The sequence below is a fragment of the Alkalimonas mucilaginosa genome (assembly GCF_036327005.1).
Classification (GTDB): domain Bacteria; phylum Pseudomonadota; class Gammaproteobacteria; order Enterobacterales; family Alteromonadaceae; genus Alkalimonas; species Alkalimonas mucilaginosa.
Map to the genome: position 1 here is coordinate 121,035 of NZ_JAUGZK010000006.1, position 17,834 is coordinate 138,868.

Sequence of the window (17,834 nt, forward strand, 5' to 3'; positions counted from 1 at the left end):
CCTGCCGATTTGTTCGCTGAATTTGCTATCGACCCCAGTGTGCTTGTTATCCTTTGCACTGTTGCCTTTGTGGCCGGTTTTATCGATGCGATTGCCGGTGGTGGTGGTTTACTCACCATACCTGCACTCTTGACCGCAGGGTTGCCGCCTCACCTGGCGCTTGGCACCAATAAGCTGGCTGCGACTTTTGGCTCCTTCACTGCCTCCGTGACCTATTATCGTAAACGCTTGTTTGATCCTGTGTTCTGGCGCCGTAGTTTGCTCTATACCGCTATCGGTGCCGTATTGGGTACCTTGCTGGTCGATCAGCTCAGTAGTGAGTCACTGGAAAAGTTTTTGCCGGTGGTGATTTTGCTGGCAGCTATCTATACCCTGTTTAACCGTATTGTACCGGACGACCAACTGGAGTTGCCCAGGCAAAACCGTCGCTTGTTTTGGCAACAACGCAGCCAGGGGTTAGCGCTTGGTTTTTATGATGGGGTTGCAGGCCCCGGTACCGGTGCTTTCTGGATGGTTTCTACCATGGCGTTGTACCGTATCAACCTATTGCTTACCTGCGGTGTGGCTCGTACCATGAACTTCATTAGTAATGGTGTTTCTCTGGCGGTATTCCTGTTACTGGGCCATGTATTTATCCTGCTAGGCCTGGCGATGGGGCTTTGCCTGATGGCAGGTGCCTGGCTTGGTGCTCATTCAGCCATTCGTTTTGGCAGTCGCTTTATCCGCCCGGTATTTATCAGCGTGGTCGTGGCAATTGCCCTTCGACTGGCCTGGCAAGCCTGGAGTTAGTATGTCTGCCCTTACTGAGTTAAAACAACGTTTAACGCAACTTCGCCAACAAGCCAAAATGCTGGATCAGGTACCTATAGCCGGCAAACCTCAGGACTGGTTTCAAACCGATTTGTTCAGTTGCCACTCTCCCTACCTCACCGATTATGTGGATGAAGCCATGCAGCAGCTGCATCGGTTGCAACTATGCAGCAGTGGCCAACAAGCAGCAAGCTCCGAGCAGCAACAACGGCTGGCTGAGCGTATTGCGGCACAGTGCAACGCTTTAACGCGTGCTTTTGCCAACAGCGAAACCCGCAAAAACTTTAAAGTGACTAAGCGCAAAGTACAAAAAGTGGTGCAGCAATTAACCCAATCCAGCCGTGATCTCTACCAGCAACTAAGCCAGTACAAAGAGTACGAGCAACGACTGGAAGATATGCTACGCCTTGCTCAGCAGCAAAATAAGGATGTACAACAGCAACTGGCAGTCCAGGCCCGGCTCGGTCGCTGTCGCCGTGCTATTAGCGAAGTAGAGCAACAAATCCAATTTCAGGAGCAGCACAAGCGCTGATATGACACTACCTCTGGTTTATCACCCCAGCTATAGTGCTTTAATGCTGCCAGAGCGGCATCGCTACCCTATTGGGAAATACCATGCACTGCAGCAACAATTGCTTGCACTTGGTGTACCAGCCAGCCAATTTCAGCAACCAAAGCCATTGCAACAACATGAGCTTGAACTGGCCCACTGTCCACATTACATAGATGCGCTCTGCTCGGGTCAGTTGGATGGCAAAGCAATGCGCCGTATTGGCTTTCCCTGGTCAAAACAGCTTATCGCCCGCTCCCTGGCTTCGATTGCCGGCACCCGACTCTGCGCCGAACTAGCCTTACAGCATGGGCTTGCACTGCATTTAAGTGGCGGTTATCACCATGCCTTTTATGATCAAGGCTCTGGTTTTTGTTTATTCAATGATCTGGTCTTTGCTGCTAAATCGATGCAACAACAAGGGGTAAAGCGTCTGCTGATTTTTGATCTTGATGTACACCAAGGCGACGGAACAGCAAAGATGCTGGCTGATAATCCGGATATCATCACTTGCTCAGTGCACTGCGACAAAAATTTCCCTTACTATAAACAACAATCAGACTGGGATCTGTCGCTACCTGCCACTATTAGCGAGCAAGACTACCTCACAGAAGTGGAGCAAGCACTCAGCTGCCTGCTAAACTGGTATCAGCCAGAGCTGGTACTCTATGATGCCGGAGTCGATTGCCATCAACAGGATGAGCTGGGGCACCTGCAACTGAGTACGACAGCTTTATTACAGCGCGATCGCTTGGTGTTGCAAAGCTGCCGTCAGCACCAAATACCAGTGGCAGCTGTGATTGGCGGTGGCTATCAACGTGATCTTGCAGCCCTAACTAAGCTTCACCTGCAACTGTTCAAAGCCGCTTTAGAGCTTGAGAATAATCTAATCGCCAGCAAAATAAAAACCTAAACGCTTTTTAAGCTCTACCGGTAAAGCTGGTAATGCTGTTTTTGGCAGTAAAAAAGTGGCCATGTGAAACAAGTCAGTGAAAATTCGATTTTTTTCGGTAGTCCGCTTCAGATAATCATGACCGGAAGAACCACCAGTGCCAATCTTAGTACCAAGCATCCGTTGTACCATCATGGCATGCTTGTAGCGCCAGATCGTTAGGTTTTCATCGATTTCTGTCAGGCAAGTTAACAACTGGAATGGCAAGTTAAACACCGGCTCTTCCTGATACAAGCTGATAAATAGCGCCGACAACATTGCACGCTGACTCAGCCGGAAGGCTCCCTGCTGCTGTAACTGCAGATACTCTGCCTCATTCAGCAAGGCCGCAAATTTTTGCCGGGTTTTGTTGATTTCGGCCAATTGCAAAGCCCGCTCCTGGTCGGCCAACTGCTCAATGCCTAACACAATGGCTTCATCGCTATCCAACATGGCTTGAGTCGCCTGCTGGTACAATTGCCAGAAACTAAAGTCACCAAACTCCAGAAACGGCATACGTTCCAACCACTTTTCGATCAACTCGAACAAGCTGGGCTGATGCTCTAATGCCTGCAGAAAACTCCGATCTTTCTCGTTCAGACGGGTGTAAAATGAGTTTTTATCAAAATCAATTCGGTAATCGCTTTTTAAGCCAAGACCTATTTCCAACATTTTAAACTGCACACTCTGAAAACCAGAAGCCGGTACCAGGTAATCACGAAACGACATAAAGTCTTGCGGCGTCATGGTTTCCATCACTGCAATTTGCTGGTTCAGCAATTGTTGAATACTAATCACCCGCTTTAACTTATGCACTATGCCGGTCAATTGCTCATCTTTGACTTCCTCGGCGGCGAACACAGCCAACACTGCTTTCAACTCATGCAAAATTTGCTTGAACCAAAGTTCATAGACTTGATGCACGATGATAAATAGGGTCTCGTCGTGCGCTTCAGCATGGTAATTGGCACTTTCCGGCGCTTGAGCATTCAGGATGCTATCCAGCTGGAGATAGTCGCCGTAATAGCAAGGCTTTTGATTTTTTTGCATATTTCTTTGCTCATACTGATAAAGTAGCGCCATTGTATCAACGCAGCACTGCATTACCAATGCAGTGGTTTTTTTTCAGAAAGCCGATTATGCTTGGTAACAGTATTTTCTGCTTTACGAATGAGGCCTTACCTATGACAATGAATGATGATATTCATAATTATTACGAAAAGCTGGTGCTGGAATATATTTCGGCACAGGGCCTGGATATTGACAAAGATCAGGACTACCTGGCAGATTTGTGTTGCATTATTCTTAATCAGCTGCCGCCGCGCTACATCCGTTACGAAGTCGATATGGCTTTTTACCTGCCACAAAGTGAGCGTTTTGAGATGCAAATGAAAGTGGAGGAAGCCGTGCGCAAAGCAGTGGAGTTTTTGAGCAATCAAAGGTAGGTGGGTGGCAACCCCACCAGCCACATCCCGGCACATGCGTCATAAGCTGCGGCTGCTTCCTTCCGGACCTGACCGGGTTCACCTACTAGCATTGCGAGAGGACCCATGGGGTTACCATAGTGTGCCATCAAGATGGCAGGCGCGCATTATGCGCAAATCCGGCCTTAGTTGCAACTACCACAGTACTGGCTGCACAACAAAACATCAGTTGTGCAGCTTATCAGACTTTAAAAGCCGCCGCTTTTTGCTGCAAATCCGATGACAAGCGCGCCAACATGTCACTGGCTTCGGCACTTTGTTTGGCACTATGAGTCACCTCCCCGATACTCACGGTAACATCACTGATATTCTTACTGATTTCTTCCGCTACAATGGTTTGCTGTTCGGTAGCAGTTGATACTTGTGTATTCATATCGACGATATGACTGACCGAAGTTTTCATTTGACTGATCACCTCACCGGTTTCGTTCACTTGCTTGACACTGACTTGCGCAAACTGCCCCGAGTTTTCCATGGCTTGAACAGCTTCTTTGGAAGAAAGTTGCAGGTTGTCGATCATACCTCGAATCGACTCCGTTGCTTTTTGAGTATTAGTGGCCAGTTGCCGCACTTCATCCGCCACCACAGCAAAACCCCGACCAGCGTCCCCCGCTCTGGCTGCCTCAATAGCAGCATTCAGCGCCAGCAAGTTGGTTTGCTCTGCAATACTGGTAATAACCGCTAACACCTGACTGATCTTATCAGACTCTGTATTGAGCTGAGTAATCACTTTAGCGGCTTCATCCAAAGCACCGGATAACTGACCAATGGATTGAATGCTCAGCTTCACCCGGCTAACACCTTGCTCCGACAAGGTATCGGCCTCACCTGCTTGCTCTGATGTCCGCAGTGCACTGCCGGCAACCTCCTGAATAGCTGAAGACATCTGAGTGATGGCCGTGGCTATCATACTGACGTTTTGTTCTTGTTCACTGGAGGTAGTGCTCACCTGCTCGCTGATGTGGCTCATTTCTTCCGCCGCTGTTGCTAACTGCTGAATGGCGGCATCCAGTTCTTTAAAGAACAGCTGCAAACGTTCCATGGTGCCATTAAAGGCAGTGGATGCCTGGGCCAATTCATCCTGGCCTGTCACTTTAGCGCGAACTCTCAGATCCAGACTCTTACCAACCGTTTGAATAGCGTTTTGCAGCAGAAAAAGCGGAGCTTGAATAGAACGGTAAATCCACCACCCCATCATAGCCAGGGACATAAAAACTACCAGCAACAGCAGTATAAAGAAAAGCCGACTTTGTTCGAAACCTTGCTCTGCTGCAGCCCTGAAACGCTCTGATTCATCCAGCTGTAACATGATCAGTGCATCCAAAGCTGCACTTAATGGATCTGCAACCGCATAAAGGCGCTGATTAAATTCAGTGTTGCTGATAGCGGATAGAAACGTATTCTGGCCTATAGCCGTAGTAAAGCGTTCGGCTTCGGCTAAAAAAGGCTGCCGTAAACGTTCTACATCCGCCACTATGCGTCGTTCCTCTGCGGTCAACTCAGTAGCCAGGTACTGACGCCAATACTGCTCCGCTTCAGCCTTAGCCTGTTGCAACTCCTGTTGCGCCTGCCGAGCGTTCAACTGGTCGCTGCGGTATTTATGAAACGTATCGACCATGGCAACAGCATAAGCATCTGACACCACTTTGATTTGCCGCAGAGGTACCACCCGATCATGGTACAGACTGTTTATCCCTTGATTCAACTGCTGCATCTCACGGAGCGATACCATGGAAAGCAGCAAGATGATTAACAAAGGCACCACAATCAGTGATGTTAGCCGTAATTTAACGGTTAGATGATTCAGCATTTGATACCTCTTTACTCTGTTATGCTTGTCTCTGCTTCTATGAGCATAGACAAGCATTTACAAAGAGAAAGATATAAGCAGCTGAATTAATTATAGTTTAATCAGTTATTAATATAAGTGAGCCGTTCGAATCATTGTTGCAACTCCTGACGCAACTTTATCAACTGCTGCTGCAATCGACGCTGATTTGCTGGCCCGATCCGGATCAGCTGCTTTTGCACATCGTTCATTGTTTCAAGGTGAGGCTCTGCAAAATGATACATCACACTGGGCAGCTCCAGCTCAAAGACACCATCCATCACAGGCTGTTCCAGCAGATAATCAATAGCTTCCAACAAACGGCTTTCAAAAGATGTATCCGGATAACCCAGCTCATCAAAAGCTTCATCCAACAGCGGTTGGTACTGGCGCAATAACGCCACCTGAGCCGATGCCGGCACACTTTCCAATAACCTTAGATAAGGTTCATAACGCACGAAGCCAGCAGGGTCCAGCAGCAGCTGTTCCCCATCCCGCTTAACAGCAAAAGGCTGCTGCGGCGTTTGCAACACCAAATGCTCACTGCTTATTTGTCCCCGGCTGATGTTGTCTGTCAGTACCACAAAACGGCGCACCATATCTTCACGCACAAAGATACCAGCCAAACCAGGTTGCCATGGTAATTGCAACAGCGACTGACTTACGGCTGCATCCGATTCATTTAAGGCCGGTAGTTCTGGCTCAGGGGCAACCTGACGCTGTTCATCCTCCGGCAATCCATCATCTACAGCCGACTCATGGCTCACTATGGGCTCTACCACCAGCTCAGGCTCCCTGGGTTCAAACACTGGTTCAACCGGCAGTGGCGGCGGTGCTTCGGTTATTTCCGGCTGCTCAGGCACAGCTACTGGCCTCACCTCTGGTTCAGATATTTCAGGGTCCCCCCGAAACAGTAACCAAACAGCAACCAAGATTACCAAGACGACAGCGGCCAGTCCCAGATAATACAAGTGCTGACCAGATGCGGATGCTTCAGACGATTCGTGCTCTGACATAGTTGCCTCATTGCAGGTAAAAGTTGCATTCATTCAGCTCTGCGGCCAGACTAAAGTCAGGTCGCATTCCTATCTTGCTCAGCATACAATGGCCACGATGAAATGCAATATCTGCCAGATTGCCAGCAAGTTAAGTCAACAGAGCCTTGATTGGAGTAAAAGTTCAGCCTCATGAGTCCAACTACATCCACAGCACGAAAAAAGACAGCCCTGTTGCTGATGGGTGGTGGTGCCCGGGCTGCCTATCAGGTGGGGGTGCTAAAAGCGATAGCGACCCGGTACCCGCGTAACAGCAAAATCCCATTTGATATTATTTGTGGTACCTCAGCCGGCGCCATCAATGGCACCGGCATTGCTTGCTATGCATCGTGCTTTCATCTGGGGGTGAAAAAAATTGAATGGGTCTGGCGGCAGTTCCATACGAATCAAGTCTATTACTCAGATTATCCGCGTGTATTCCGGCATCTGTTGCGTGGCCTCTTTAGTGCTTTTCAGGCAGATTATGCCAATAAACGCCCGGTGAGCGTCTTTGATAACACGCCACTAAAGCAGTTGCTCAGTAAGATCCTGGATCTAAAGCGTATCGATCGCAATATTCTGGGTGGCTATCTATCCAGTGTATCCGTCACCGCCTCCAGCTACAACAATGGTGATTCTATCACTTTTTTTCAATCTGACAGCGCCGATGAATGGCGACGCGCAAAACGGTGCGGTCAGCGTACCCTGCTAGGTCTTCACCATTTGCTGGCATCGGCTGCCATTCCGGTGCTGTTCCCGTCGGTGCAAATCCACCAGCAATACTTTGGTGACGGCTCTGTAAATCAGCTCTCGCCATTATCGGCTCCCATCCATTTAGGAGCAGAAAAAATTTTGGTGATCGGCCTGGAGCAACCCCGAAGTCATGATTTTAGTGAGCGGCTGCCTCACCACCCCGGACTTGCAACCATCGCAGGGCATTTGCTGGATACCATCTTTGCCGACACCCTGAACTCCGATCTCGAGCGAATGCAGCGTATCAACAATACGATTGAAACGATGCGACAACACCAGATCCAAACCAATTTAAAACCCATTGATAGCTTGCTGATCAATCCCAGTCAGAACTTTAATCAGATTGCCAGCGAGCATTATTTATCATTGCCTATCGCCGTTCGCAGCATCTTCCGGTTGATGGGTATTGGTCAGCATTCTGACTCCAGCCTTGCCAGTTATCTGCTGTTCGAACAGGAGTACACCCGCCGTTTAATCGATTGTGGCTATGAAGACGGCATGCATCAACTGGACAACATCATGCAGTTCCTGCAACAGACATAGGAACGACTGACTCATCGTCAAGAAACCGTCATCCAGGCAGTAGCAGAACAACTGCGAGCCATAGCTTGTATCAAGTGATTGATCCATAGCATTTAATTATATTGGCTTAGTAATTGCTTATAAAACTGGTATCTACTGAAGCGAGATACAGATATGAGCTTGTGTTTACTTTCTGAAATCAGTCTGCCGCATGCCTTAAGTTACGCGGCTATTGCGACGGATGAATACTGGCATAGTGGTGAAGGGCAAGAACATCAGACACTGCTGGCACAGTTACAAACCAGTCTGGATCTGCAAGAGCAGCTGCAACTTTTTGCGATGGCTGCTGGCAATATTCTGCCACTATCCGGCGTAGAATTGCAGACAGCTGTCGGTGAGTTTCAGGCCGCTGGGTCAGCCCAGGCCAGGTACCAGCAGCGTAGCCTGCTAATGCTAAAAGATCAGTGTTTAGCTAAGCTGCAGTACTGCAGCGATCAACCCTTTACACCTTTGGTGTGCAAAAAACTGCAAGTGCTGGAAGTAGAGTGGCTGTATCCGTTACGCAATGCTCTGATTGTTACCCGCCTGCAACAAATGGCTCTTAAAGATACCCTGACAGGCCTTGGTAACCGTCGCTTCTTTGATGACAGCCTGGACAAGGCAATCCAACTATCCAAACGTACCCAAGGACAATGTGCGGTGCTGCTGCTGGATCTGGATAATTTTAAACAAGTCAATGATCGCTTTGGGCATACTGCCGGTGACGATATTTTGATTGCCGTAGCCAGCGCTATGCATTCAACCCTAAGAGCTACCGACTCCTTGTTCCGTTTTGGCGGGGATGAATTCGCTGTCTTACTCACTGGTGACGATGTTACCAGCAGCGAGTTGATTGGTCGGCGTTTAGTTAAAGCGATTTTGCGCCAACACTTTTGCCAACAGCATCAGGTCACAGCCAGCGTCGGCATTGCCCGTTGGCAAACAAATCAAAGCGCCAGCGATCTGTTCACTGCTGCAGACAAAGCCTTGTATCAAGCCAAGGATGCCGGCAAGAACCGGGTGCGCCAAGCCTGACACTGCTATGGCTGAGTGAAACGACACCACAAAGTTGCAGACTCTGCTGCAACAGCGCTGGCCTTTCCAGCCACAGCGATAAGCTGATTGTCATTCAGCAGTAAAGGCAATAAAGGCCGTTGCCAGGGAGCCAATTGCCAGTGCTTGCACCATTGCTTAAGAGGCTTACTATGAAGCGCGCCCGCAGGCTTAAAGCTAAGGCTCAAACGACCAAAACAAACAAGCAAATCCGTAGTGGCTGGCAATGGTAACCAGCCTGCCGCAGGTGGACTCTCAGCGTAAACAAAATGCAATTGTCCAAGGCCTGCAGGTAAATCCAGCACCTCTTGACCACACCAAAACAGTTCAAAATCCGCTGCCAGCTCAGGCACCGCTTTGGTGAGATAAAGTGCTTGCTGATAGCGTCGAATTTGCCAGCCTTGTATGGCAAGCTGAGGACTGGCATCTGCTTTGGCAGCAATCACCTCATGATGCAAAGTATCTAACCAGGCCAGCTCAGGATTCAGTTGAAACTGCCCTAACCAGCAACGCAACAAGGCATTACGCACACTGCGCTCTTTGCCGTGCAATGCCGCCAACTGCAGCACCTGACCTTTGTCATGAATAAAAGGCCGTAACTGCTGCTGCCATTGTTGCTGCAACTGCTGCTGCGCATCGGCGCAATGTGCCATGCTACGTGCTGCCGTTTGAGCAAAGTCTGGCCACCGCTGTTGCAATACAGGCACCACCTTTTGACGCAAAAAATTGCGATCAAAGCCAGTATCCTGATTGCTTGGATCGTCCACCCACGCCAGCTGTGCCATGGCAGCAAAAGACTCCAGCTGTGTCCTGCTAATCGACAGTAAAGGACGAAGCAGGTACCCTTTGTTAAAAGGACGAATCGCCGCGATACCGGATAAACCAGCCAGTCCACTGCCCCGCTTTAATGCCAACAGCAAGGTTTCCAGTTGATCGTCCGCATGATGCGCCGTCAGCACCAAACTATCAGCCTGACTGCAGTATTGCTCTAGTTGTTGATAGCGCGCTGTACGAGCCCTTGCTTCTAGATTGTGTCGACCTGCCAGCTGAATTTTGTGGTAAAGAAAGGGAATTGCCCGTTGTGCGCATTGACGCTGACAAAAGGCCAGCCAATCGTCGGCCAATGCATGCAAGCCATGATGCACATGCACAGCTTTCAACTGCCAATCGGCACTTTGCCGCAAGCGGTGCAACAGCTCCAACAACACCATGGAATCCATACCACCACTCAAGGCCAGCACCACCTGCTGTGGCTGGTACCGATGCAAACAAGCAGCCAGAGTCTCTTCCAGCTGCCTGCTCGTTTGTGCTTGCTGTGCTGCGGTCATGGCCGCTTACTTAACAGCAGCCTAGCAATAGCCAAATGACATCAACCGTTGATAGCGTTTATCCAGCAGCTCCTGCACGGATAAGGTATCCAGTTGCTGCAGATCACTCACAATGGTTTCTTTTAACGACAACGCCATTTGCTCTGGATTACGATGGGCTCCGCCCAGAGGCTCCGGCACCACCCGGTTAATCAAATCCAGCTCTTTTAACCGCTCTGCGGTAATACCCATAGCATCTGCAGCTAAAGCTGCTTTTTCCGCACTTTTCCAAAGGATAGAGGCGCAGCCCTCTGGTGAAATCACCGAGTAGGTGCTGTACTGCAGCATATTCACCCGATCACCAACCCCGATAGCCAAAGCTCCACCGGAGCCACCTTCACCAACCACAGTACAAACCACAGGGACTTTTAAACCGGCCATTACTTTCAGGTTACGGGCAATGGCTTCACTCTGCCCCCGCTCTTCAGCACCAATGCCCGGATAAGCCCCCGGGGTATCAATAAAGGTAATAATAGGCATCTTGAAACGTTCTGCCATCTCCATCAGGCGTAACGCTTTGCGGTACCCTTCTGGCCGGGGCATGCCAAAGTTACGTCGCACTTTTTCTTTGGTATCACGCCCCTTTTGGTGGCCAATCACCATCACCGGGCGACCATCCAGCCGTGCAGTGCCACCGACAATCGCAACATCATTGGCAAAGGTTCTATCACCAGCCAACTCATCAAAATCGGTAAACATATGCTCAATGTAATCCAGCGTATAAGGCCGGTGCGGGTGACGCGCCAATTGCGCCACTTGCCAGGCGCCTAAATCAGCAAAGATTTTTTTTGTCAGTGCCAGACTCTTTTCTTTTAGTCGGTTGACTTCCTCTTCCAGCCCAAGATCGAAGTCGCCATTGCGGCTGACATTACGCAGCTCATCAATCTTTGCTTCCAACTCGGCAATGGGTTGCTCAAATTCCAGATAATTTAACATCATGAGTCGTCAAACCTTCTTTTTATTCGGTTCAATTATGAAAATCTAATTCTATTTCAGCCAGTTGCCTGAGCTGATGCAGCAACAGATCGGTTGGTGTTACCCACCACTCGCTGCCCAGACGTAAACTAATTTTACCTTCCGGACGCAAATAATGCAGCAACACAGGTACAGTTCCGGCTTTATGCTCTGCCAGAGTTTGCTGCAGCAACTCAAGGTACTTAGCATCACATTGGTCTGATTTTAGCGTAATTTGCAGCGATTTAAGATATTTTTCCCGCACAGACGTGATTTCAGCCAAATCCCGGCCGGTCATTGTAAGGCCCCCGCTGAAATCATCAAATCGTACCTGTCCGGTGACCACTAAAACTTTGTCTTTTTGCAGTAAGGATTCAAAGCTATCAAACTGGTCAGGAAACAAACGCACATCGACACGGGCTGATTTATCATCCAGTGTCAGTAAGGCCCAGCGACGGCCACGCTTATTCACCAACACCCGAACTGCCACAACTAAACCCGCAACGGTGAGACTTTGCTCCCCCCGTGTTGGCTGCAGGTCCACTAAGCGGCAGCCAACATAGTGCTTCAATTCATCAAGATAACGATTGATCGGGTGACCGGTTAAGTAGAGCCCCAGTGTCTCGCGCTCCCCTTCTAACCAGACTTCATCCGGCCAGGGTGCTACCTGGCGAAATGACTGCATCGCTTGCTCAGGCTCTGGTGTTAAGGCACCAAACAGATCTTCCTGCCCAATGGCTTCGGCATGCGCCTGCTGCTCGGCAGCACGGACGGCATCTTCCAGGCTGGCAGAAATAGCCGCTCTGTGCGGGCCTAAACGATCCAGAGCTCCGGCCAGGATCAACTTTTCAATTACCCGCTTGCCCAGCTTTTTCAAATCAACTTTGTAGCAAAAGTCGAACAAATCAGTGAAAGTACCCAAGCGCTCACGCGCTTCAATAATGGCGGCAACAGGGCCTTCACCCACGCCTTTGATCGCACCAATACCGTAAATAATGCGCCCCTGCTCATCCACAGTAAACTTATACTGGCCGGCATTCACATCCGGTGGCAACAATTTCAGTTTCATCCGGTCGCATTCATCCACCAGAGTCACTATTTTATCGGTGTTATCCATATCTGCCGACATCACCGCAGCCATAAATTCGGCTGGAAAGTGAGTTTTCATCCACAGCGTTTGGTAGGATACTAATGCATAAGCCGCTGAGTGTGATTTGTTAAAACCATAACCGGCAAACTTTTCAACCAAGTCGAAAATTTTGATGGCCAGCTCACCATCAATGCCGTTGTTGCGGGCACCTTCCTCGAATACAGCCCGTTGCTTGGCCATTTCCTCAGGTTTCTTTTTACCCATGGCCCGGCGCAGTAAGTCGGCGCCACCCAGGGTATAACCAGCCAATACCTGAGCAATTTGCATCACCTGCTCCTGATACAGGATGATGCCGTAGGTCGGCTCCAGAATGGGCTTAAGCGATTCGTGCTGGTAATTGGCGTCTGGGTAGGAGATCTCCTCCCGCCCCTGCTTGCGGTCGATAAAGTTATCCACCATGCCCGATTGCAAAGGCCCGGGTCGAAACAAAGCCACCAAAGCGATCATGTCTTCAAAACAGTCGGGCTTTAAACGGCGAATCAAGTCTTTCATACCACGGGATTCCAACTGGAACACTGCCGTGGTATCGGCACGTAATAAGGTCTGAATACTCTGAGGATCATTCAACGGGATGCTGTTGATATCCACCAATGGCTGATTCTGCAGTTGTCGCCGGGCATTGACCATATCGACTGCCCATTGCAGTATGGTCAGAGTACGTAATCCAAGAAAGTCGAACTTGACCAGGCCCGCGGTTTCTACATCGTTCTTGTCAAACTGAGTAACAGGGTTGCGGCCCTCATCATCGCAGTACAAGGGGGAGAAATCTGTAATTTTGGTCGGTGCAATCACCACACCACCGGCATGCTTACCGGCGTTGCGGGTGACCCCCTCCAGTCGCCGGGCCATATCAATCAAGTCCCGCACTTCTTCATCTTGCTGGTACAGTTCTGGTAGACGTGGCTCTTCTTTGAATGCTTGCTCCAACGTCATACCTGGCGTCGGCGGTATCAGCTTTGAAATACGATCGACAAAACCATAGGGGTGCCCCAGCACCCGGCCAACATCCCGGATCACCGCTTTGGCGGCCATGGTACCAAAGGTGATAATTTGCGATACCGCTTCCCGGCCATACATGTCGGCCACATGCTCAATGACCTCATCGCGCCTGTCCATACAAAAATCGACGTCGAAGTCGGGCATGGATACCCGTTCCGGGTTTAGGAAGCGTTCAAAGAGTAAGTCAAACTCCAACGGATCCAGATCGGTGATTTTTAACGCATAAGCCACCAGCGACCCTGCACCCGAACCCCGTCCCGGCCCAACCGGAATACCATGGTCCTTGCTCCACTGAATAAACTCCATCACTACCAGGAAGTAGCCGGGAAAGCCCATCTGGTTGATCACATCCAGTTCAATTTGCAACCGCTCATCGTATTCGCTACGTTTTGCCGCCCGCTCGGCAGGTTCCGGAAACAACTGCTCCAAGCGCTGCTCTAATCCTTCCCGCGACTTTAACACCAAAAAGTCCGCGTCAGTCATACCTCCGGTTGGGAACGCCGGTAAAAAGTATTCATACAACCGAATGGTGACATTGCAACGTTTAGCAATTTCGACCGAGTTGGCCAACGCTTCGGGAATATCTGCAAACAGCGTGAGCATTTCCTGTTCAGTGCGCAGATACTGCTGCTCTGAATAGCGTTTGGGCCGTCGCTTATCATCCAGCGTATAACCATCATGAATCGCTACCCGGATTTCATGCGCTGAAAAGTCATCAGCATGCAAAAAAACCACTTCATTGGTAGCTACCACCGGTAAATCAGTCTGGACAGCTAAATCTACCGCCAACTGAATGTATTGTTCTTCCTCGGCCCGGCCGGTACGGACCAATTCGAGATAAAACCGGCCAGCAAAGTGCCGTTGATAAAAAGCCGTAAGCTGTTCAACAACGGAAGTGTTTTGCTTTAACAGTGCTTTGCCTAACAGGCCATCTTTAGCGCCAGAGAGCAGGATCAAGCCCTCGCTGTATTCAGCCAGCCAACTGTGATCTATTTGGGGCTTCCCATCCAGATGGCCCCGTAGATAGGCTTTGGAAATCAGTAAAGTCAGGTTTTTATAGCCGGTGTTATCAGCAGCTAAAATCACCATGCGCCCACTGTCTTGCGCTAATTCTGCGTCGTGCACCCAGAAATCAGCGCCGATGATGGGTTTGATGCCGGCGTCGATAGCGCCGCCATAGAATCGTACCAAACCGCACAGATTCATGGTGTCTGTTAAGGCCAACGCGGGCATCTGCAGCTGCTGGGCAGCTTTTAAGATAGGCTTGACCTTGGCGACACCGTCAACCATGGAAAAGTCACTGTGAACACGTAAATGAACGAAAGCAGGCTGGGTCATGCCATCAACTCTAACTGATACTGTACCGGTTTAAAACTGCGCCGGTGTTCGGGCAAAACACCAAACTGCCGGATAGCTGCCATATGCTCAGCCGTCGGGTAGCCTTTGTGACGGTCAAAACCAAATTGCGGATAGCGCTGGTGCAGGGCTAACATTTCATCATCCCGGGCCACCTTGGCTAAAATCGAGGCCGCACTGATTTCTGCCACTTTACTATCACCCTTGACGACAGCGCTGGCAGGTACCGGCAGCTCTGGACAACGATTGCCATCAATCAATACCCATTCCGGCTGGATCCTTAGCCCGGCAACAGCTCGCTGCATTGCCAGCATGGTGGCATGCAAAATATTTAGCTGGTCAATCTCTGCCGGCTCGGCCCGGCCAAGACTCCAGCACAAGGCTTTTTGCCTGATCTCAGTTGCCAGTAGCTGACGCTTTTTTTCCGATAACTTTTTCGAATCCGCCAAACCAGCAATCGGTTGGGACGGATCAAGTATCACTGCAGCGGTGACAACGGCTCCAATCAAGGGGCCTCGCCCAACTTCATCAACACCGCACAGCAAGCGTGCATTTGGCCGGATAAAGTCAGTCATGCGAACTACTACTCGTTGCTATTAATGTAAGGATGGCTTCAGCAGCCTGCTGGCTGGCATCGCAAGCCAGTTGCTGGTGCAACTCGGTAAAACGTTGGATCAGGGAGTTCGCGTCTTGTCCAAACAATGGTTGCATCGCAGCCACCAAAGCATCTGGGTTCACTTCATGCTGTAACAACTCTGGCACCAGGGCTTCGTTCGCCAGCAGGTTGGGTAAACTGAAATAATCAATCTTCACCAGCCATTTTGCCAGCTGAAACGTAATGGCATTCAATTTATAGGCAACCACCATCGGGCATTTGGCCAGCATGGCTTCCAGCGTGGCGGTACCAGAGGCAATAAAGACCGCATCCGCGGCCATCAACACCTGCCGGGACTGACCAATCACCAGCCTTAGCTCCAAGTCCGGTGCCACTTGCTGCTTGATGGCTTGAAATATGGCAGCTTTTTGTTCTGTCACCATAGCGCATACCAGCTGCAGCTCTGGCTGTATGGCTTTTAGCCTGGCAGCCGCTTGCAAAAAGGCCGGACTAAGCAGCTTAATTTCATTACTGCGACTGCCTGGCATTAGCGCCAGTACAGTTTGACTATGCCACCCCATGGAGACTTTGGCTGCCGCTTTATCAGGCGTAATTGGCATCTGATCAGCCAGAGTATGGCCGACAAAACGGCAAGGTACCTGATGCTTATCGTAAAAAGCTTTTTCAAAAGGAAGCAAAGCCAGCACCAGATCGGTGGCTGCGGCTATTTTATGGATCCGTTTCTGCCGCCAGGCCCAAACCGAAGGACTAACGTAATGAACCGTGGTAAGTCCTGCCTGTTTTAGTTTATGCTCTACGGGTAGGTTAAAATCCGGTGCATCCACCCCCAGCACCAGATCTGGTTGTTCGGCCAGCAAGCGTTGAATCAGCTCTTTACGAATGCGAAGTAAGCGTGGCAAGCGTCCCAGCACTTCCACCAGTCCCATGACAGCCAGCTCTTCCATATCAAACCAGGCATCAAAACCCAGTGCCTGCATGCGTGGCCCGCCAATACCATAAAAGCTGGCATCAGGATGAAGACGTAACACTGCCTCCATCACGCCAGCAGCAAGAATATCACCGGAATGCTCGCCTACAATGATGGCTATACGAGGGGCTGCAGCTGAGAGTGTTTTAGATGGCATAGCGGACTTTCCAACCTAGGCCACAACCGAAGTTGCAGCCTGCACTGTGGATTAACGAATAATACCGCGCTTTGAATGCTCGATAAACTGAGTCAAACGACGGATTTCGACATTGGCTTCGCTTTGCGCAGCCAGAGCAGCAACCGCTTCTGACACGGTATTCCCTTTGCGGTAAATTTCTTTGTAAGCACGACGAATTTCCAGCAGCGTTTCTGCGGTAAAACCACGTCGTTTTAAACCCTCAGTATTAATCCCCACAGGGGTTGCCGGGTTACCATTCGCCATCACAAAAGGTGGCACGTCTTTCAGAACAATGGCACCACCGCCGATAAAGCTGTGAGCGCCGAGGTGACAAAACTGGTGCACGCCACTCATGCCGCCCAAAATAACCCAGTCACCAACATGCACATGACCTGCAGTAGAAGCATTGTTTGCGTAAATTACATTGCTGCCAATGACACAGTCATGGGCGACATGGGTGTAATTCATAAACAGATTGTGGCTGCCAATAACGGTTCGGCCTTCGTCCTGAATGGTGCCACGATGTACAGTACAGCCTTCCCGGAAAATATTGAAATCCCCGACAATCAACTCTGTCGGTTCATTTTTGTATTTCTTATCCTGACAGGCTTCACCAATGCTGGCAAACTGGAAAAAGTGATTGCCACGGCCAATGATACTGGGACCTTTGATCACCACATTGGACTCAATAATGCAATCATCCCCCAGTACCACACCGGCACCGATGTAACTAAAAGGACCTACGGTCACATTTTTGCCAAGCTGAGCTGTTGGCTCTATCACTGCAGATGGATGGATCACGTCAGAACTCTCTCCTGGCACACATCAACTCGGCGCAACAGACCAGTTGCCCCTCGACTTTGGCCTCACCGTAAAATTTCCACATATTGCGGCGTTCTTTTAAAAACTTAACCTCCAGCACCATGGTATCACCTGGCACCACCGGTTTTTTGAAACGGGCTTCATCAATGGCCGCGAATAAATAGAGTTCATTCTCAGAGCGTTCAGCAGCTGTTTTAAAACCTAAAATACCAGTCGCCTGCGCCATGGCTTCAAGAATCAGCACACCGGGAAAAATAGGACGTCCAGGGAAGTGTCCGGTAAAAATGGGCTCATTAATGGTGACATTTTTAATGGCAGTAAGACTTTCCCCTGGCGTGTAATCCAGCACTCTATCAATCAACAAAAACGGATAGCGGTGTGGCAACAATGCCATGATGTCTTGTACTTCCAGGCTTGAAAT

16 protein-coding genes and 1 other RNA gene are annotated in these 17,834 nt (G+C 49.9%); 6 read left to right on the top strand and 11 right to left on the bottom strand.

Features of this window, described 5'->3' with window-relative positions:
- Positions 1 to 39 precede the first annotated feature (39 nt).
- The 3 genes from QWF21_RS09995 to QWF21_RS10005 are packed head-to-tail and all read left to right on the top strand — an operon-like array spanning position 40 to position 2,273.
- Positions 40 to 789, top strand: coding sequence for a sulfite exporter TauE/SafE family protein (locus QWF21_RS09995; protein WP_330087908.1), 750 nt, complete (start codon positions 40 to 42; stop codon positions 787 to 789).
- A 1-nt stretch (position 790) separates the two neighbouring features.
- Positions 791 to 1,342: a primosomal replication protein PriC gene (gene priC, locus QWF21_RS10000; RefSeq protein ID WP_330087909.1), complete on the top strand. Its 552-nt coding sequence runs from the start codon at positions 791 to 793 to the stop codon at positions 1,340 to 1,342.
- Between the two features lies 1 nt (position 1,343).
- Complete coding sequence (locus QWF21_RS10005) at positions 1,344 to 2,273, top strand: histone deacetylase family protein (RefSeq protein WP_330087910.1); 930 nt, start codon at positions 1,344 to 1,346, stop codon at positions 2,271 to 2,273.
- Here QWF21_RS10005 and QWF21_RS10010 read toward each other — a convergent pair.
- Complete coding sequence (locus QWF21_RS10010) at positions 2,247 to 3,341, bottom strand: tryptophan 2,3-dioxygenase family protein (RefSeq protein WP_330087911.1); 1,095 nt, start codon at positions 3,339 to 3,341, stop codon at positions 2,247 to 2,249. The genes QWF21_RS10005 and QWF21_RS10010 overlap by 27 nt on opposite strands.
- Positions 3,342 to 3,475: 134 nt before the next feature.
- Between QWF21_RS10010 and QWF21_RS10015 the strand changes: the two genes are divergently transcribed.
- Positions 3,476 to 3,736, top strand: a complete 261-nt coding sequence (locus QWF21_RS10015; protein WP_330087912.1) for a late competence development ComFB family protein — start codon at positions 3,476 to 3,478, stop codon at positions 3,734 to 3,736.
- An 11-nt stretch (positions 3,737 to 3,747) separates the two neighbouring features.
- Here the strand turns inward: QWF21_RS10015 and ffs are convergent.
- The 3 genes from ffs to QWF21_RS10030 form a co-directional block, all read right to left on the bottom strand.
- Positions 3,748 to 3,844, bottom strand: an RNA gene (gene ffs, locus QWF21_RS10020) — signal recognition particle sRNA small type.
- A gap of 112 nt (positions 3,845 to 3,956) precedes the next feature.
- Positions 3,957 to 5,585 (bottom strand): methyl-accepting chemotaxis protein, encoded by a 1,629-nt coding sequence (locus tag QWF21_RS10025; protein WP_330087913.1) that lies wholly within the window; start codon positions 5,583 to 5,585, stop codon positions 3,957 to 3,959.
- A 131-nt stretch (positions 5,586 to 5,716) separates the two neighbouring features.
- Positions 5,717 to 6,619 (bottom strand): DUF3014 domain-containing protein, encoded by a 903-nt coding sequence (locus QWF21_RS10030; RefSeq protein WP_330087914.1) that lies wholly within the window; start codon positions 6,617 to 6,619, stop codon positions 5,717 to 5,719.
- 171 nt (positions 6,620 to 6,790) lie between these two features.
- On the opposite strand from QWF21_RS10030, the gene QWF21_RS10035 reads away from it, so the two are divergent.
- Together QWF21_RS10035 and QWF21_RS10040 are read left to right on the top strand one after the other, a co-directional pair.
- Positions 6,791 to 7,933 carry a patatin-like phospholipase family protein gene (locus QWF21_RS10035; protein ID WP_330087915.1) on the top strand — a complete coding sequence of 381 codons (1,143 nt, stop codon included), beginning with the start codon at positions 6,791 to 6,793 and terminating at the stop codon, positions 7,931 to 7,933.
- A gap of 153 nt (positions 7,934 to 8,086) precedes the next feature.
- On the top strand, positions 8,087 to 8,986 hold the full coding sequence (locus QWF21_RS10040) for a GGDEF domain-containing protein (RefSeq protein ID WP_330087916.1): 900 nt from the start codon (positions 8,087 to 8,089) through the stop codon (positions 8,984 to 8,986).
- Between the two features lie 5 nt (positions 8,987 to 8,991).
- Here QWF21_RS10040 and tilS read toward each other — a convergent pair whose 3' ends face one another.
- The 7 genes from tilS to fabZ are packed head-to-tail and all read right to left on the bottom strand — an operon-like array spanning position 8,992 to position 17,807.
- Positions 8,992 to 10,332: a tRNA lysidine(34) synthetase TilS gene (gene tilS, locus QWF21_RS10045; RefSeq protein WP_330087917.1), complete on the bottom strand. Its 1,341-nt coding sequence runs from the start codon at positions 10,330 to 10,332 to the stop codon at positions 8,992 to 8,994.
- Positions 10,333 to 10,353: 21 nt separating this feature from the next.
- Positions 10,354 to 11,310, bottom strand: a complete 957-nt coding sequence (gene accA, locus QWF21_RS10050) for an acetyl-CoA carboxylase carboxyl transferase subunit alpha (RefSeq protein ID WP_330087918.1) — start codon at positions 11,308 to 11,310, stop codon at positions 10,354 to 10,356.
- A 28-nt stretch (positions 11,311 to 11,338) separates the two neighbouring features.
- Positions 11,339 to 14,812: a DNA polymerase III subunit alpha gene (gene dnaE / locus QWF21_RS10055; RefSeq protein ID WP_330087919.1), complete on the bottom strand. Its 3,474-nt coding sequence runs from the start codon at positions 14,810 to 14,812 to the stop codon at positions 11,339 to 11,341.
- Positions 14,809 to 15,405, bottom strand: coding sequence for a ribonuclease HII (rnhB, locus tag QWF21_RS10060; RefSeq protein ID WP_330087920.1), 597 nt, complete (start codon positions 15,403 to 15,405; stop codon positions 14,809 to 14,811). The genes dnaE and rnhB overlap by 4 nt, the downstream gene beginning before the upstream one ends.
- Positions 15,398 to 16,570 carry a lipid-A-disaccharide synthase gene (gene lpxB / locus QWF21_RS10065; RefSeq protein ID WP_330087921.1) on the bottom strand — a complete coding sequence of 391 codons (1,173 nt, stop codon included), beginning with the start codon at positions 16,568 to 16,570 and terminating at the stop codon, positions 15,398 to 15,400. Before lpxB ends, rnhB begins: the two co-directional genes overlap by 8 nt.
- 51 nt (positions 16,571 to 16,621) lie before the next feature.
- Positions 16,622 to 17,392, bottom strand: coding sequence for an acyl-ACP--UDP-N-acetylglucosamine O-acyltransferase (gene lpxA, locus QWF21_RS10070; protein WP_330087922.1), 771 nt, complete (start codon positions 17,390 to 17,392; stop codon positions 16,622 to 16,624).
- Between the two features lies 1 nt (position 17,393).
- Positions 17,394 to 17,807 (bottom strand): 3-hydroxyacyl-ACP dehydratase FabZ, encoded by a 414-nt coding sequence (gene fabZ / locus QWF21_RS10075; RefSeq protein WP_407935284.1) that lies wholly within the window; start codon positions 17,805 to 17,807, stop codon positions 17,394 to 17,396.
- Positions 17,808 to 17,834: the final 27 nt, after the last annotated feature.

Coding starts and splice junctions, on each gene's coding strand:
- fabZ (WP_407935284.1), bottom strand. CDS start 17,807: ATGGCATTGTTGCCACACCGCTATCCGTTTTTGTTGATTGATAGAGTG.
- dnaE (WP_330087919.1), bottom strand. CDS start 14,812: ATGACCCAGCCTGCTTTCGTTCATTTACGTGTTCACAGTGACTTTTCC.
- QWF21_RS10010 (WP_330087911.1), bottom strand. CDS start 3,341: ATGCAAAAAAATCAAAAGCCTTGCTATTACGGCGACTATCTCCAGCTG.
- QWF21_RS10025 (WP_330087913.1), bottom strand. CDS start 5,585: ATGCTGAATCATCTAACCGTTAAATTACGGCTAACATCACTGATTGTG.
- QWF21_RS10005 (WP_330087910.1), top strand. CDS start 1,344: ATGACACTACCTCTGGTTTATCACCCCAGCTATAGTGCTTTAATGCTG.
- rnhB (WP_330087920.1), bottom strand. CDS start 15,405: ATGACTGACTTTATCCGGCCAAATGCACGCTTGCTGTGCGGTGTTGAT.
- accA (WP_330087918.1), bottom strand. CDS start 11,310: ATGATGTTAAATTATCTGGAATTTGAGCAACCCATTGCCGAGTTGGAA.
- tilS (WP_330087917.1), bottom strand. CDS start 10,332: ATGACCGCAGCACAGCAAGCACAAACGAGCAGGCAGCTGGAAGAGACT.
- QWF21_RS10015 (WP_330087912.1), top strand. CDS start 3,476: ATGACAATGAATGATGATATTCATAATTATTACGAAAAGCTGGTGCTG.
- QWF21_RS10030 (WP_330087914.1), bottom strand. CDS start 6,619: ATGTCAGAGCACGAATCGTCTGAAGCATCCGCATCTGGTCAGCACTTG.
- priC (WP_330087909.1), top strand. CDS start 791: ATGTCTGCCCTTACTGAGTTAAAACAACGTTTAACGCAACTTCGCCAA.
- lpxB (WP_330087921.1), bottom strand. CDS start 16,570: ATGCCATCTAAAACACTCTCAGCTGCAGCCCCTCGTATAGCCATCATT.
- QWF21_RS10040 (WP_330087916.1), top strand. CDS start 8,087: ATGAGCTTGTGTTTACTTTCTGAAATCAGTCTGCCGCATGCCTTAAGT.
- QWF21_RS10035 (WP_330087915.1), top strand. CDS start 6,791: ATGAGTCCAACTACATCCACAGCACGAAAAAAGACAGCCCTGTTGCTG.